This is a genomic window from Streptomyces roseirectus, from assembly GCF_014489635.1.
Taxonomy (GTDB): domain Bacteria; phylum Actinomycetota; class Actinomycetes; order Streptomycetales; family Streptomycetaceae; genus Streptomyces; species Streptomyces roseirectus.
On record NZ_CP060828.1, the window covers coordinates 3,307,023 to 3,320,357 of the forward strand.

Genomic DNA, 13,335 nt, shown 5'->3' on the forward strand with positions numbered 1-13,335 from the left:
GGTTGTCGGGGTCGTTCCCCAGGAGAACCATGACGTGACCGAATCGGCCATCACATGTGCACGATTCCGGGGTATGGTGGTAATGCGCCTGCTGGTACCTCCCCGTACCTCGCAGGCCCATGTATGAGGATGCCCGGTCGCTGGCCCGATCGGCTCCGACCCGACAGCCCTCCTGTTCCGTGCGGCACATCGCGTACGGACCGTCCGGAGGGACCCTCAGCGGTACGAGCGCTAGAGCGTCGGCAGAGGTCCCGTGCCCTACGGCTGGTCCGTAAGGCAGCCGACGTCCCCGGCACGGTCCGTCAAAGACCCCCGCGCTCGCCTCGCACCGCGTACACAGAAGAGGCAGCACCCTGACTACGACGTTCAGAGATCTCGGAATCCTTTCCGAGACCGCCGAGGCCCTGGAAGCCGTCGGCATCACCAACCCCTTCCCCATCCAGGAGATGACCCTCCCCGTCGCCCTCAGCGGCACGGACATCATCGGCCAGGCCAAGACGGGCACCGGCAAGACGCTGGGCTTCGGTCTGCCGCTCCTGGAGCGCGTCACCGTCCCCGTCGACGTCGAGGCCGGCCGCGCCGCCCCCGAGGCGCTGACGGACGCTCCGCAGGCCCTCGTCGTCGTCCCCACGCGCGAGCTGTGCACGCAGGTGACGAACGACCTGCTGACGGCCGGCAAGGTGCGTAACGTGCGCGTGACCGCGATCTACGGCGGGCGCGCGTACGAACCGCAGGTCGAGGCCCTGAAGAAGGGCGTCGACGTCGTCGTCGGCACCCCCGGGCGGCTGCTGGACCTCGCGGGGCAGAAGAAGCTCGACCTCAAGCACGTCAAGTGCCTGGTCCTCGACGAGGCCGACGAGATGCTCGACCTGGGCTTCCTGCCCGACGTCGAGAAGATCATCGGCATGCTGCCGGCGCGGCGTCAGACGATGCTGTTCTCGGCGACCATGCCGGGCGCGGTCATCGGCCTCGCGCGCCGGTACATGTCGCAGCCCACGCACATCCGCGCGACCGCGCCGGACGACGAGGGCGCGACCGTCGCGAACATCGCGCAGCACGTCTACCGCGCGCACTCGATGGACAAGCCCGAGATGGTCGCCCGCATCCTCCAGGCCGAGGGCCGGGCGCTGGCGATGATCTTCTGCCGCACGAAGCGGACGGCCGCCGACATCGCCGAGCAGCTGGAGCGGCGCGGGTTCGCCTCCGGCGCGGTCCACGGCGACCTCGGCCAGGGGGCACGTGAGCAGGCGCTGCGCGCGTTCCGCAACGGCAAGGTCGACGTCCTCGTCTGCACCGACGTCGCCGCGCGCGGCATCGACGTCGAGAACGTGACCCACGTCATCAACTACCAGTCCCCCGAGGACGAGAAGACGTACCTGCACCGCATCGGCCGCACCGGTCGCGCGGGCGCCTCGGGTACGGCGATCACGCTCGTCGACTGGGACGACATCCCGCGCTGGCAGCTCATCAACAAGGCGCTGGAGCTGGGCTTCAACGACCCGCCGGAGACGTACTCCACGTCCCCGCACCTCTTCGAGGACCTGAACATCCCGGCCGGCACGAAGGGTGTCCTGCCGCGTTCCGAGCGCACGCGCGCGGGCCTCGACGCCGAGGAGCTTGAGGACCTGGGCGAGCCGGGCGGCCGCAGCCGTGGCCGGGGCGGCCGCGGGGACCGGGACCGCCGTGGCGGCGACCGGGACCGTGGCGGTGACCGGGACCGTCGTGGCGGGCGGGGCGAGTCCGCGCCCGCCGAGGCCGGTGCCGAGCGTCCGTCGCGCACGCCGCGCCGCCGTCGCCGTACGCGGGGCGGGTCGCCGCTGGAGCAGGGTGCCGCCGCGCCCGCGCAGCAGCAGCAGCCGAGTGTCGCCGAGGAGGCGGCGCCTGGTGCGCGTACGCCGCGCCGTCGCCGTCGCACGCGGGGCGGGTCGGGTCAGGACGCGGTCGTGACGGCGCCGTCGACGCCGTCCGTCTCCGTCGAGCCGGTGGCGCCTGCCGCCGAGGCCGCCGTCGCGACCGCCGAGGGCACGGCTCCGGCCGGTTCCCGCCGCCGTACACGGACGCGCCGGGGTGCCGAGCAGGCGCAGGCCGTGCCGGAGACGACGGTCGTGGAGACCGCGCCGGTGGCCGAGCCCGCGCCGGTCGTCGAGACCGCGCCCGAGGTGACGGCGCCCGCGCCGCGCCGGACCCGCAAGACGGCTGCCGCCAAGGCCGCCGAAGCGGTGGACGCCGTCGAGGCCGCGCCCGTCGCGGAGGCACCGGCCGAGGTTGAGGCCAAGCCGCGTCGGACCCGCAAGACCGCCGCCGCCCCGGCGGAGGCTGTCGCGGACGCCGTCGAGGCGGTCGAGACGAAGCCGCGTCGCACGCGCAAGACAGCCGCCGCCAAGGCTGCCGAAGCCGTGGACGCCGTCGAGGCCGCGCCGGTCGCAGAGGCACCGGCCGAGGCCGAGGCCAAGCCCCGGCGGACGCGGAAGACCGCTGCCGCCAAGGCCACGGAAGCCGTCGACACGGCCGAGGGCACCGAGGAGGCCCCCAAGCCGCGCCGCACGCGCAAGACGGCCGCCACCAAGGCCGCCGAGACCGCGCCCGCCGCCGAAGCCCCGGCCGAAGCTGAGGCCGAGGCCAAGCCGCGCCGGACCCGCAAGACCGCCGCCCCGGCGGAGGCTGCCGAGGCCGTCGCGGACGTAGTCGAGGCGAAGCCCCGGCGCACGCGCAAGACAGCCGCCGCGAAGACGGCGGAGGCGGCGCCCGTCGCCGAAGCCGCGCCGGTCGCCGAGGCCGAGGCCGAGGCCAAGCCGCGTCGCACGCGGAAGACCGCCGCCACCAAGGCCGCCGAAGCCGTCGCCGAGACGGTCGAGGCCACGGAGGCGAAGCCCCGACGGACGCGGAAGACCGCTGCCGCCAAGGCCGCCGAAGCGGTCGTCGACACGGCCGAGGGCACCGAAGAGGCCCCCAAGCCGCGCCGCACGCGCAAGACAGCCGCCACCAAGACGGCCGAAACCGCGCCCGCCGCCGAGGCACCGGCCGAAGCTGAGGCCGAGGTCAAGCCGCGCCGCACCCGCAAGACCGCCGCCGCCAAGACCACTGCCGCCAAGGCGACGGAAGCCGTCGACACGGCCGAGGGCACCGAAGAGGCCCCCAAGCCGCGCCGCACGCGCAAGACAGCCGCCACCAAGGCCGCCGAAACCGCGCCCGCAGCGGAAGCCATGGCCGATGCCCCGGTCGAGGCCGTGACGCCCGCGCCCCGCCGCCGCACGACCCGGAAAGCCGCCGCCACGGCGGAGATCCCGGCGCAGGCGACGGAGGAGCCGGTGGTGAAGCCGCGTCGGACGCGGAAGACGGCCGCCGTGGAGCCCACGGACGGCTGAGCGCCAGCAGCAACGCAGTACCGCCGACGGCCCGGCCCCCGCGCAACAGGGGGCCGGGCCGTCGGCGTACGCCGGGCCGTCGGCATACGCAGGGCCGTCGCCATACGCGAGACAGCCGAACCATCGGCGTACGCGGAGCCGCCAGACCATCGGCGTACGCGAGGCCGCCGGGCCCATCGGCGTGCGCGAGGCCGCCAGGCCATCGCCGTACCCAGGCCCCTGCTCGCCCCCTCCCGAACCCCCTGGATACGCTCCCCTCGTGAGCTTCCCCCTTCCTCGCACGGCCCGAGCCGTCACCCTTCACACGCAGCGCGGCGACTTCGCGGCGGTCGACACGCCGGCCGGGGAGTCCGTGCCGTTCCGAGGGGTGGCCCTGTTGTTGCCCGGGTTCACCGGCAGCAAGGAGGACTTCCACTTCCTGCAAGGCCCGTTGGCGGCGCGGGGGTACCGGACGATCGCCGTGGACGGCCGGGGACAGTACGAGTCGGACGGCCCCGAGGCGGACGAATCCCCTTACGCGCAGGGCGAGTTGGCCAAGGACGTACTCGCGCAGGCCCAGTTGGCGGGCGGGCCGGTGCATCTGCTCGGGCACTCCATGGGCGGGCAGGTCGCGCGGGCGGCGGTGCTGCTGGACCACACCCCGTTCCGCAGCCTGACGTTGATGTCGTCGGGCCCGGCGGAGATCTCGGACTCGCAGAAGGAGCGCGTCGGCCTGCTGCACGCGGCGCTCGCCGCCGGGATGACCATGGCGCAGGTGTGGGAGGTGATCGTCGCGATGGGGCCGCCGGAGGACGTCGGCGGACCCGCGAAGGGGTTCGGGACACCGGAGTTGATGCGCGAACGCTGGACGAGTCACAAGCCGGCGCAACTACTCGTCACGGGACGTCAGTTGTGCGCCGAACCGGACCGCGTCGCCGAACTTGCCGCACTGGGGCTGCCGTTGCACGTCCTGTCGGGGTCCAGCGACGACACCTGGCCGGTGCCCCTGCTGGACGAGATGGCCGCACGCCTGTCCGCCCGGCGCACGGTCGTCGAGGGCGCCGAACACTCACCGAACCAGGACCAACCACTCGCCACGGCCGAGGCGTTGGCGGATTTCTGGGACGCACAGGACACACAGGACACACAGGACACACAGGAAGGGTAGGCGCACCGCAGACCGCCGAGGGCCAGCCTCATAGCCGGAGGAGCATGCCAGGAGCCCTCACCCGCGAGCCGTCGGCCTCCGCGCGCCAACAACCCTCGCAGCCACCCAAACGCATCCCCGCCGAATCAACCCCGTCAATACTGCGTCCGCACATGGTCCCAGAACCCGTCCCGCAGAGCCCGCCTCAGATCCGCCTGCCCCCGCAGCGAGTACTGAAGAATCCCCTCGGCCTCGACGAGAAGGTCCTGGTCGACGGAGCCGGGCAGATAGGGATGGCCCGGCAGGAGATCGGCGACGCTCGCACGCCCCCGTTCGACCAGCCACTTCGCCGCGATCTGGGCACCGGCGAAGCGGACGTCCTCCCGGGTGGGCCGAGCCGCGCCCTGCGCCTCGTGGGGGATGGCGGTCCGGCGGGCGACATACGGCTTGAAGAATTCGAGGTCGAGGGTGCGCTGGCTGTCGACCTCCCACAGCAGCGGCTCGGCCTGGTTGCGGCCGTCCGGCGCCTCGATGCCCCACAGGTGGACGCGCGCCCCGTACCCCTGGGCGGCCTCGACCGCCGAGACCAGGTCCTCGTCGCCGCCGAGGAGGACCGCGTCGCTGATCGCGCGGTGGCGGGCGAGGGATTCGAGGTCCGTGCGGATCAGGGAGTCGACGCCCTTCTGCTGGTTGTTGGCGTTGAGGTTGCCCAAGCGAACCTTGACGTCGGGAAGCTCCGCGATCGACTGCTGTTCGGCGGTGTGGATGCGGCGCCGCGCGCCGTCGTACCAGTAGACCCGGAGGAGCCTGCTGTCCGCGAAGACCGTGCGAGCTCGGTCGATCAGCGCCTCCAGTAGCCCCTCGGCGTCGAGCTCGAAGGCTCTTCGGTCCTCGGTCCCGGCGACCAGGCGGCCGGCGGCGGCGTAGAGGTAGCCCGCGTCGACGAAGATCGCGTGCGTCGAGGGCGTCTTCGCCACCTCGGCGAGTACCCGTCTGAGCAGGTCGTTCGTCCGGTCGATGCGGGCTGCGAGGGCCCCGAGGTCGTCACTCATCCCGCCCATTGTCCCGTCGGTCACGCAGCGAACACAACCGATCCCGTTCAGTCTCCCCCACTCCTTTCCCTACTCCTTAGTAGTTAGTTGTTCGAAAAATTTCCTTAGCGTAGGGAATGTTCGTAACACGAGCCACGTTGACTCCTCGTGTAACAGCGATTCTCCTCAGGAGGATGACCAGACGAAGGGAGAAGCCGTGCGCTTCGAAATCCTGCGACTCGACGACATCGACGGCACGCCCGTGGATAGCACTGTCGTGGACGCCGCCTCCGTCAACCGGATCGTTCAGGACGCCGCCGCGATCGGACAGCGCCTGTGGATCCGCCCGGCAGACAGCCCCGCTTCGTGACGTCGTAGCGTCTCGCGGGCGTACACACTTCAGAGCCCCCGCGCGGTCCTCGTACCGCGCGGGGGCTCTGTGCGTGCCCGGGCGCCTCAGGACGCGCGGATCACCTGGGTCACGCCGTTGATGATCTGCTGGACCGCGATCGCCGAGAGCATCATGCCCGCGAGCCTGGTCACCAGGACGACGCCGCCGTCCTTGATCAGCCTGATGATGAGCAGCGAGTACCGCATCACCAGCCACAGGACCAGGTGGATCGCGAGGATCGCCAGCCACACCGACGTCTGGGTCGCCACACCGTCCGCCTTCTGGACCGCGAGGATCACGGAGACGATCGCCCCGGGGCCGGCCAGCAGGGGCATGCCCAGCGGGACCAGGGCCACGTTGACGTCCTTGGTCTGCTTCGGTTCGTCGCTCTTGCCCGTCAGCAGGTCCAGGGCGATGAGCAGGAGCAGCAGTCCGCCCGCGATCATCAGCGCCGGGACCGAGACGTGCAGGTAGTTCAGGATCTGGTGGCCCAGCAGCCCGAACACCGTGATCACACCGCCGGCCACGCAGACCGCCTGGAACGCCATGCGCTTCTGGATCTTGGCGGGGCGGCCGGAGGTGAGGGCCAGGAAGATCGGGGTGATTCCCGGGGGATCCATGATGACGAAGAGGGTGAGGAAGAGGGAGCCGAAGACGGCGGGGTCGAACATGGGGGTGCCTTGGGGTGTGGTGCGGGTGAGTGGATGGGGGCGCGGACGATCGTCGAAGCCGCGGGAAAACCGGGGGCCGGCCGCAGTGAAGCCGCGGGCCCGCCGTAGTGAAGCCGAGGCCCGCCGCAGAATCCGCCGCACGCCCCGGCCGAGCACACGGGGCCGTCAGCGGCCCCGCGTCATGATCAGGCTCCGCCCGCCCCGGGGATCGGGAACGCGCCCCACGCCCGGCGCGTGATCTCGCCGTACACCTCGGGATCGGTCGTGTACTCGCCGAGCACGCAGGTCTTGCGGCTGCCGTGGTAGTCGCTGGACCCCGTCACCAGCAGCCCCAGCTCCCGGGCCAGCCCCCGCAGCCGCGCACGCGTCTCCGGCGTGTGGTCCATGTGGTCGACCTCGATGCCGTCGAGACCGGCGGAGGCCAGTTCCGCGATGGTGGCGTCGGGGACGGTGAGGCCGCGTTTGGCGGCGCCGGGGTGGGCGAAGACGGTGACGCCGCCGGCCGCCTTGACCAGCCGGACCGCTTCGAAGGGGTCCGTCTCGTGCTTGGCGACGTGCGCGCGTCCGCCGTCGGCCAGCCACTCCTCCGTGAAGGCGTCACCCACCGTCGCCACCACCCCGGCCTCGACGAGGGCCGCCGCGACATGGGGACGGCCGACCGAGCCGTCACCGGCGATGCGGGCGACCTGGTCCCAGGTGACGTCGACGCCGAGTCCCTGAAGCCGGGCGACCATCGCCTGGGCGCGCGGGACGCGGTCGTCGCGGACGAGTTCGCGTTCGGCGAGGAGGGCCGGCTCGTCGGGGTCGAAGAGGTAGGCCAGCATGTGCAGGGAGACGCCGTCGACGCGGCAGGACAGCTCGGCGCCGGTGACCAGGGTCAGCCCCTCGGGCAGCGCGGCGACGGCCTCGGCGTACCCGCGGGTCGTGTCGTGGTCGGTGAGGGCGACGACGTCGAGCCCCGCGGCAGCGGCGTTGCGGACCAGCTCGGCGGGGGTGTCCGTGCCGTCGGACGCGGTGGAGTGGCTGTGCAGGTCGATGCGCACGATGCGTACTCCAGACGGGTGACGGACGGGACGGGGGTGACCTAAGAATAACCGTCCCGGCGCATACGATTGTCACACCCCACCCTCCAGGTCACCCCTTACCGCAAACTCACGGCCCCAGCAGCCGCGGCGACAACGCCCCGCACGGCACCATCTCCACCTCCGCCCCCGCGTCCCGCAGATCCGTCAGCACCAGCTCGTCGTACATCAGCAACCCCGACTGCTCGGGCCACACCACGGCCCACAGCCACATCCCCAGCGCCTCCCCCGCGAACACGGCCCGGTCGTCCGGCGCCTTGGCGACGTGCCACAGCGGGGTCGGCCGCCCGGCGGCGAGCACCTTGACCTGCGGGGGTTTCTCGACGTCGAGGTGCGGCCCGGGGTCGGGCCCGTCGATGCCGGCGTAGCGGGCGCCGAGGCCGACCCCCAGCTCCTCGGCGACGAGGATCAGCTCGCCCATGCCGCCGAGCGGACCGGGACCGGTGCAGGCGACGGCCGTCGCGCGCCCGCCGGTGCGGTCGTCACCGGCGCACGCGACGCCGGTGAACAGCCACCCCACGGGCAGCGGCCACGGCATCCACACGGGTACCTGGGTGCGGTGCACCACCACGCCTAGGCCCTCGACGCTGGGCGGGATCACGGGCTGGACCGGGTGCACCGTGCCATGGGCAGCGCACTGCCAGGTATCGGCGAAGAGACCGGGAGCCCTGACCCGGCCACCACACTTCGGGCAACTGGGTTCGCCCCTCATAGAGCCCCACGGTCCTACCCTCCCTGGCCCGCGTCAAGCGGAGATCACCCATCCGAAGCCCCACCCCGGACGAAAGTAGATGCAGCTTGCATTAATTAGCAGAGCTAACATAGTATATGTAAACACCAACCTTCTCGTCCGACGGAGGGACACCCGAGATGAAGGACGACAGCAAGGACCCGTTCGACGAGGGAGACGACGGACCGGGGAGCCTGCTGAGGCAGCCGAAGGCCGTGTGGGCGACGGCCGGCGCCTCGGTCGTCGCGTTCATGGGCATCGGCCTGGTCGACCCGATCCTCCCGTCGATCGCCAAGGGCCTGGAGGCGACGCCCAGTCAGGTCTCCCTGCTGTTCACGTCGTACTTCCTGATCACCGCGTTCGCGATGCTGATCACCGGCTTCGTCTCCAGCCGCATCGGCGGCAGGAAGACCCTGCTGGCCGGCCTCGCCCTCGTCGTCCTGTTCGCGGCGCTCGCCGGCACCTCCGGCTCGGTCGCCGAACTCGTCGGCTTCCGCGCGGGCTGGGGCCTCGGCAACGCCCTGTTCGTCTCGACGGCCCTCGCGGTCATCGTCGGCGCGGCGGCGGGCGGCAGCGCGGCGGCGATCCTGCTGTACGAGTCGGCGCTCGGCCTCGGCATGGCCTGCGGCCCGCTGCTCGGCGCGCTCCTGGGCGACGCGAGCTGGCGCTACCCGTTCTTCGGGACGGCGTTCCTGATGGCCGTCGGCTTCCTGTGCATCGCGGTGTTCCTGAAGGAGCAGCCGAAGCCGGCGAGGAAGACCTCGGTCCTGGACCCGCTGAAGGCGCTCGGCCACGGCGGGCTCGCCTCGGCCGCGGTCTCGGCGTTCTTCTACAACTACACGTTCTTCACAGTGCTGGCCTTCACCCCGTTCGTCCTCGACATGACGCCCTACAAATCGGGCGCCGTCTTCTTCGCCTGGGGTCTGCTGCTCGCCCTGTTCTCCGTCGTCGTCGCCCCGCGCCTGCAGGCCCGGTTCGGTTCGCTGAAGGTGCTCGGCGGCTCCCTGGTCCTGCTCGCGGCCGACGTCCTGGTCCTCGGGTACGGCGACCACGTGACGGCGGTCGTCTGCACCGTCCTGTCCGGCGCGTTCATCGGCGTCAACAACACCGTCTACACCGAGTTGGCGCTCGGCGTCTCCGACGCGCCGCGCCCGGTGGCGAGCGCGGGCTACAACTTCGTCCGCTGGTTCGCGGCAGCGGCGGCGCCGTACTTCGCGCCGAAGATCGAGGAGTGGTCCGACCTCCACATGCCGTTCGTGGTGGCGGCGGTGACGGCGGTCATCGGCGCGGCCGTGGTCGTCGTCCGCCGCAAGGCGCTCACTCACGAGGCCGAGGACCACCGCACCGAGCACGCGACGCGGGATTCGGTCACCGTCTTCGCGAACTGACGGTGAGTTCGATCACCTGACGGTCACGTCAGCGGGACGGACGTCCGGGCCGGGTCCCGGAGGTCCGTCCCGTTCGTCAGCCAGCGCTCCTGGAGCGCCTGCGCGCCGTGGACGCGTTTCCAGGCGGCCTCGTTGGGGGTCATCGGCAGCAGGGGGAGGAAGTGGACGGGGTCGAGGGGGGCGTCGAGTTCCAGGTCCTCGACGAGACCGCCGGGCTCGGCGACGAGGACGGAGGTGAAGGGGGCGCCCGGCCACAGGGGCTCGCCGACGTCCAGCGAGGCGCCGGGGGCGACGACGACGCCCTCGACCTGCGGGGACGCGGCGAGGACCGCGAGGGGGCGCAGGACCTTGTCCGTGTCGGCGACTCCCGCGCGCACCGACAGGACCAGCTCGGCGCGCGGCCCCTTGACGGGGTCGGCGGCAAAGGAGTTGGGGTCGTTCATGGGGCTCGCGGACATGCCGAGAGTGGCGTAGCGGACGACGCCGTCCCGCTGGAAACGGAGGACCTCGACGCGGTCGGTGCCGAGGAAGGTGACCGCCGCGCGGGCGTCCGGTTCGCCCAGCGCCGTGAGCAACCGGGCCTCGACCAGGGGAAGAACTTCTGCCATGCCGCGAGCATAGAACTCGTCAGTACGGGGCAAAGCAGCACCTTGACACTTCTGTCTGCTGATACTCTTGCCGAGTCGTTCTGGGCCGCCGTGTTCACGCGTATCAGGCCCGTACGACCAGGATCTCCCTTACGAGGGACCGGCCGGAGGAGGTGGGGCTGTCATGGATCGAAGTCACCCGTGCAGTACCACTCGCTCTTCCCGCCACTGACGCGACCGCGTCCTTCTCTTCACTTTCCCTCTGTGGAAATCCCCTCTGCGGAAGAGCACTTCGTTTCAACTCGCTGAAGTTCGACTCGCTGAAGCCTGAAGCAAGCCGCCGCGACGGTGCGGTGCTCCCCGCTTTGTGGACGTGCCAAACATCCTCACGCTCAGGACGTCCTCATTCCGGGCAGTTCCACCCGTCGGCGTGGCCATTCGTCACCGGATGCGCCACCGATGCGAAGGAGCCCTGCCATGTCCATGATCCACAGCCTGCGGGCCGCGACCTCCCTGCGCAAGGACCGCAAGGCCGACCCCCAGAGCGGCACGTACGACACGACCCGCGACCCCGCGACGCCGTCGGCCGTCGTCGACTGTGCGATCTACCGGGACGGCGCGCGCGTCCCGCACGACGGGACGCTCACCCCGCACGAGGCGATGCGTCAGGTGCGCCGCTCCAACGGGTTCGTGTGGATCGGGCTGCACGAGCCGACCGAGGCCGAATTCGCCGGTATCGCCAGCGAGTTCGGGCTGCACCCGCTCGCCGTCGAGGACGCCGTGCAGGCGCACCAGCGGCCGAAGCTGGAGCGGTACGACGACTCCCTGTTCACGGTGTTCAAGACCATCCACTACGTCGAGCACGCGCAGCTCGACGCGAACAGCGAGGTCGTGGAGACCGGTGAGGTCATGTGCTTCACCGGCAAGGACTTCGTCATCACCGTGCGGCACGGCGGGCAGGGCTCGCTGCGGGCCCTGCGCCACCGGCTCCAGGACGACCCCGAGCTGCTCGCGAAGGGCCCCTCGGCCGTGCTGCACGCCATCGCCGACCACGTCGTCGACGGGTACATCGCCGTCGCGGACGCCGTCCAGGACGACATCGACGAGGTGGAGACGGAGGTGTTCTCGCCGGGGCGCAACGGGTCGCCGCGCGGGACCGACCCCAGCCGGATCTACCAACTCAAGCGTGAGGTGCTGGAGTTCAAGCGGGCGGTGTCGCCGCTGCTGCGTCCGATGCAGTTGCTGAGCGAGCGGCCGATGCGGCTCGTCGACCCCGACATCCAGAAGTACTTCCGGGACGTCGCCGACCACCTCGCGCGCGTCCAGGAGCAGGTGCTCGGGTTCGACGAACTCCTCAACTCCATCCTCCAGGCCAACCTCGCGCAGGCGTCCGTCGCGCAGAACGAGGACATGCGCAAGATCACGTCGTGGGCCGCGATCATCGCCGTCCCGACGATGGTCTGCGGGGTCTACGGCATGAACTTCGACCACATGCCCGAGCTGCGCTGGAAGTACGGCTACCCGATGGTCATGGCCGTCATCGTGACCATGTGCTTCGGCATCCACCGCACTCTCAAGCGCAACGGCTGGCTCTAGGCTGACGCCATGACGTCCCCCCTGAACCGGGCCCTCGTCGAAGAGGCCACGAAGAAGTCCGGCCTCGTCTGGGTCAAGGGCTCCGACGCCCCCGCCCGCCCGCTGTGGCACGCCTGGCACGAGGGCGCGGCCCACGTCCTGGGCGACGGCCCCGGCGAACAGCCTCTGACCGGGCTCTCGGAGGGGGGCACGGCGGAGGTGACGGTCCGCAGCAAGGACAAGGGGGGCCGCCTGGTGACGTGGACGGCCCAGGTCGCGCGCGTCGAGCCGGGCACCCCCGAATGGGACGCGGCCGTAGCGGAGTTGAAGACCAAGCGCCTCAACGCCCCCGACGGCGAGGCGATGGTGGGGAGATGGGCGAGGGAGTGCCGGCTGCTGCGCCTGGAGCCGACGGGCGAGACCCTGCCCGCGCCGGAAGGGGACTTGGCGGCGCGGCCGGTGCCCACCCCGGCGACGACCAGGGAACCGATCCCGGCGGCGGTCCCCCGCCTGCTGTTCAAGAAACGCCGGTGACGTCCCTGAACCCCCCTCGATCCCTGCCCCCCGATCCCTGAATCCCCTTCAGGACGCCGGTAGTTGCTTCCCGTAGTCGACGGTCTCGTCCTTCGGCGGTTCGGTGAGCGTGAAGTCCTGCCCCCACGACGAGAACGCCAACGAGCCCGCGCTGCCCGCGCGTTGGAGGAGCAGGGGGTACGGCTCCCCCTTCAGGGAGACGTCCAGCGTGCCGCCGGCGCCCTTGTCACCCGTAATTCTGATCGTGCGGGTACCCGCCTGTTCGTGATGACCGTCTTTGGAGAGGGACCCGTGAAGGGCCAGGAGCGCGTCGAGGAGGAGGTCCTTGTCCGTGAAGCCGCTGAACTTCGTGTACGAGGGATCGCCGGAGGGGATCTTGACGTACTTGCCGTCGAGCTTGCCGGCGGCGGCGGTCGCGTCGCCGTCCTGCTTCCAGAACTCGGCGTCGGCCTTGAGGTACAGCTCCTCGCCGACGCGCAGGAGCTGGAAGGTCGTGCCCTGGGAGGAGACGGTCCCGGTGCCGCCGTCCTCCTTGAGCCGCATGTCGAGACGGTACGTCCGCCCGCTGGTCAGGACGGTCCCGGACAGCCGCACGGCGCCGGCCGAGGAGGCCGCCGTCCGCGCCCGCTCGTGGATCTTGTCCGCCCCGAGCTTGCCGACCCCGTTGGTGCCCGCGTCGGGATCCTCGCCGCAGCCGCTGACCCCGAGGGCGAGCGCGCACACCGCCCCCAGCAGCGCGGTGCGGGTACGGGCCGGGGCGGAAACGGTCACGGAGGACGCTCACTTTCAGCGCGGTCTGAGCAGAAGCGGGGGGCGGCGTACGGCAGCGTACCGGGGTCGCGAAGACCCGGCGGA

12 protein-coding genes are annotated in these 13,335 nt (G+C 71.4%); 6 read left to right on the plus strand and 6 right to left on the minus strand.

What is annotated here, in order from left to right; translation table 11 throughout:
- Nucleotides 1-446: 446 nt before the first annotated feature.
- A complete protein-coding gene (locus IAG44_RS13520; RefSeq protein WP_187747378.1) occupies nucleotides 447-3,365 on the plus strand; it encodes a DEAD/DEAH box helicase in 2,919 nt (972 codons plus the stop codon).
- Between the two features lie 259 nt (nucleotides 3,366-3,624).
- Nucleotides 3,625-4,512, plus strand: coding sequence for an alpha/beta fold hydrolase (locus IAG44_RS13525; RefSeq protein WP_187747379.1), 888 nt, complete (start codon nucleotides 3,625-3,627; stop codon nucleotides 4,510-4,512).
- 134 nt (nucleotides 4,513-4,646) lie between these two features.
- On the opposite strand, the gene IAG44_RS13530 is transcribed toward IAG44_RS13525, so the two are convergent.
- Nucleotides 4,647-5,543 (minus strand): NYN domain-containing protein, encoded by an 897-nt coding sequence (locus IAG44_RS13530; protein ID WP_187747380.1) that lies wholly within the window; start codon nucleotides 5,541-5,543, stop codon nucleotides 4,647-4,649.
- 196 nt (nucleotides 5,544-5,739) lie between these two features.
- On the opposite strand from IAG44_RS13530, the gene IAG44_RS13535 reads away from it, so the two are divergent.
- Nucleotides 5,740-5,892, plus strand: a complete 153-nt coding sequence (locus IAG44_RS13535) for a hypothetical protein (protein WP_187747381.1) — start codon at nucleotides 5,740-5,742, stop codon at nucleotides 5,890-5,892.
- An 86-nt stretch (nucleotides 5,893-5,978) separates the two neighbouring features.
- On the opposite strand, the gene IAG44_RS13540 is transcribed toward IAG44_RS13535, so the two are convergent.
- From IAG44_RS13540 to IAG44_RS13550, 3 genes are all read right to left on the minus strand, one after another.
- Nucleotides 5,979-6,584 (minus strand): MarC family protein, encoded by a 606-nt coding sequence (locus IAG44_RS13540; RefSeq protein WP_187747382.1) that lies wholly within the window; start codon nucleotides 6,582-6,584, stop codon nucleotides 5,979-5,981.
- Nucleotides 6,585-6,769: 185 nt separating this feature from the next.
- Complete coding sequence (locus IAG44_RS13545) at nucleotides 6,770-7,627, minus strand: PHP domain-containing protein (RefSeq protein ID WP_187747383.1); 858 nt, start codon at nucleotides 7,625-7,627, stop codon at nucleotides 6,770-6,772.
- Between the two features lie 109 nt (nucleotides 7,628-7,736).
- Entirely contained in the window at nucleotides 7,737-8,378 is a 642-nt protein-coding gene (locus tag IAG44_RS13550; protein ID WP_187747384.1) for a DUF6758 family protein, read from the minus strand.
- Nucleotides 8,379-8,536: 158 nt separating this feature from the next.
- Between IAG44_RS13550 and IAG44_RS13555 the strand changes: the two genes are divergently transcribed.
- On the plus strand, nucleotides 8,537-9,784 hold the full coding sequence (locus IAG44_RS13555) for an MFS transporter (protein ID WP_187747385.1): 1,248 nt from the start codon (nucleotides 8,537-8,539) through the stop codon (nucleotides 9,782-9,784).
- A 23-nt stretch (nucleotides 9,785-9,807) separates the two neighbouring features.
- Here IAG44_RS13555 and IAG44_RS13560 read toward each other — a convergent pair whose 3' ends face one another.
- A complete protein-coding gene (locus IAG44_RS13560) occupies nucleotides 9,808-10,392 on the minus strand; it encodes a suppressor of fused domain protein (RefSeq protein WP_187747386.1) in 585 nt (194 codons plus the stop codon).
- A 456-nt stretch (nucleotides 10,393-10,848) separates the two neighbouring features.
- Between IAG44_RS13560 and IAG44_RS13565 the strand changes: the two genes are divergently transcribed.
- Both IAG44_RS13565 and IAG44_RS13570 read left to right on the plus strand, forming a co-directional pair.
- On the plus strand, nucleotides 10,849-11,967 hold the full coding sequence (locus tag IAG44_RS13565; protein ID WP_187747387.1) for a magnesium and cobalt transport protein CorA: 1,119 nt from the start codon (nucleotides 10,849-10,851) through the stop codon (nucleotides 11,965-11,967).
- Nucleotides 11,968-11,976: 9 nt separating this feature from the next.
- Nucleotides 11,977-12,480: a hypothetical protein gene (locus IAG44_RS13570; RefSeq protein ID WP_187747388.1), complete on the plus strand. Its 504-nt coding sequence runs from the start codon at nucleotides 11,977-11,979 to the stop codon at nucleotides 12,478-12,480.
- A gap of 48 nt (nucleotides 12,481-12,528) precedes the next feature.
- Here the strand turns inward: IAG44_RS13570 and IAG44_RS13575 are convergent, their stop codons facing one another.
- Entirely contained in the window at nucleotides 12,529-13,251 is a 723-nt protein-coding gene (locus IAG44_RS13575) for a hypothetical protein (RefSeq protein WP_187747389.1), read from the minus strand.
- Nucleotides 13,252-13,335: the final 84 nt, after the last annotated feature.

Excerpts from the sequence above, each read along its gene's own strand:
- IAG44_RS13540 (WP_187747382.1), bottom strand. The coding sequence starts at position 6,584 with ATGTTCGACCCCGCCGTCTTCGGCTCCCTCTTCCTCACCCTCTTCGTC.
- IAG44_RS13520 (WP_187747378.1), top strand. The coding sequence starts at position 447 with ATGACCCTCCCCGTCGCCCTCAGCGGCACGGACATCATCGGCCAGGCC.
- IAG44_RS13570 (WP_187747388.1), top strand. The coding sequence starts at position 11,977 with ATGACGTCCCCCCTGAACCGGGCCCTCGTCGAAGAGGCCACGAAGAAG.
- IAG44_RS13560 (WP_187747386.1), bottom strand. The coding sequence starts at position 10,392 with ATGGCAGAAGTTCTTCCCCTGGTCGAGGCCCGGTTGCTCACGGCGCTG.
- IAG44_RS13555 (WP_187747385.1), top strand. The coding sequence starts at position 8,537 with ATGAAGGACGACAGCAAGGACCCGTTCGACGAGGGAGACGACGGACCG.
- IAG44_RS13565 (WP_187747387.1), top strand. The coding sequence starts at position 10,849 with ATGTCCATGATCCACAGCCTGCGGGCCGCGACCTCCCTGCGCAAGGAC.
- IAG44_RS13550 (WP_187747384.1), bottom strand. The coding sequence starts at position 8,378 with ATGAGGGGCGAACCCAGTTGCCCGAAGTGTGGTGGCCGGGTCAGGGCT.
- IAG44_RS13530 (WP_187747380.1), bottom strand. The coding sequence starts at position 5,543 with ATGAGTGACGACCTCGGGGCCCTCGCAGCCCGCATCGACCGGACGAAC.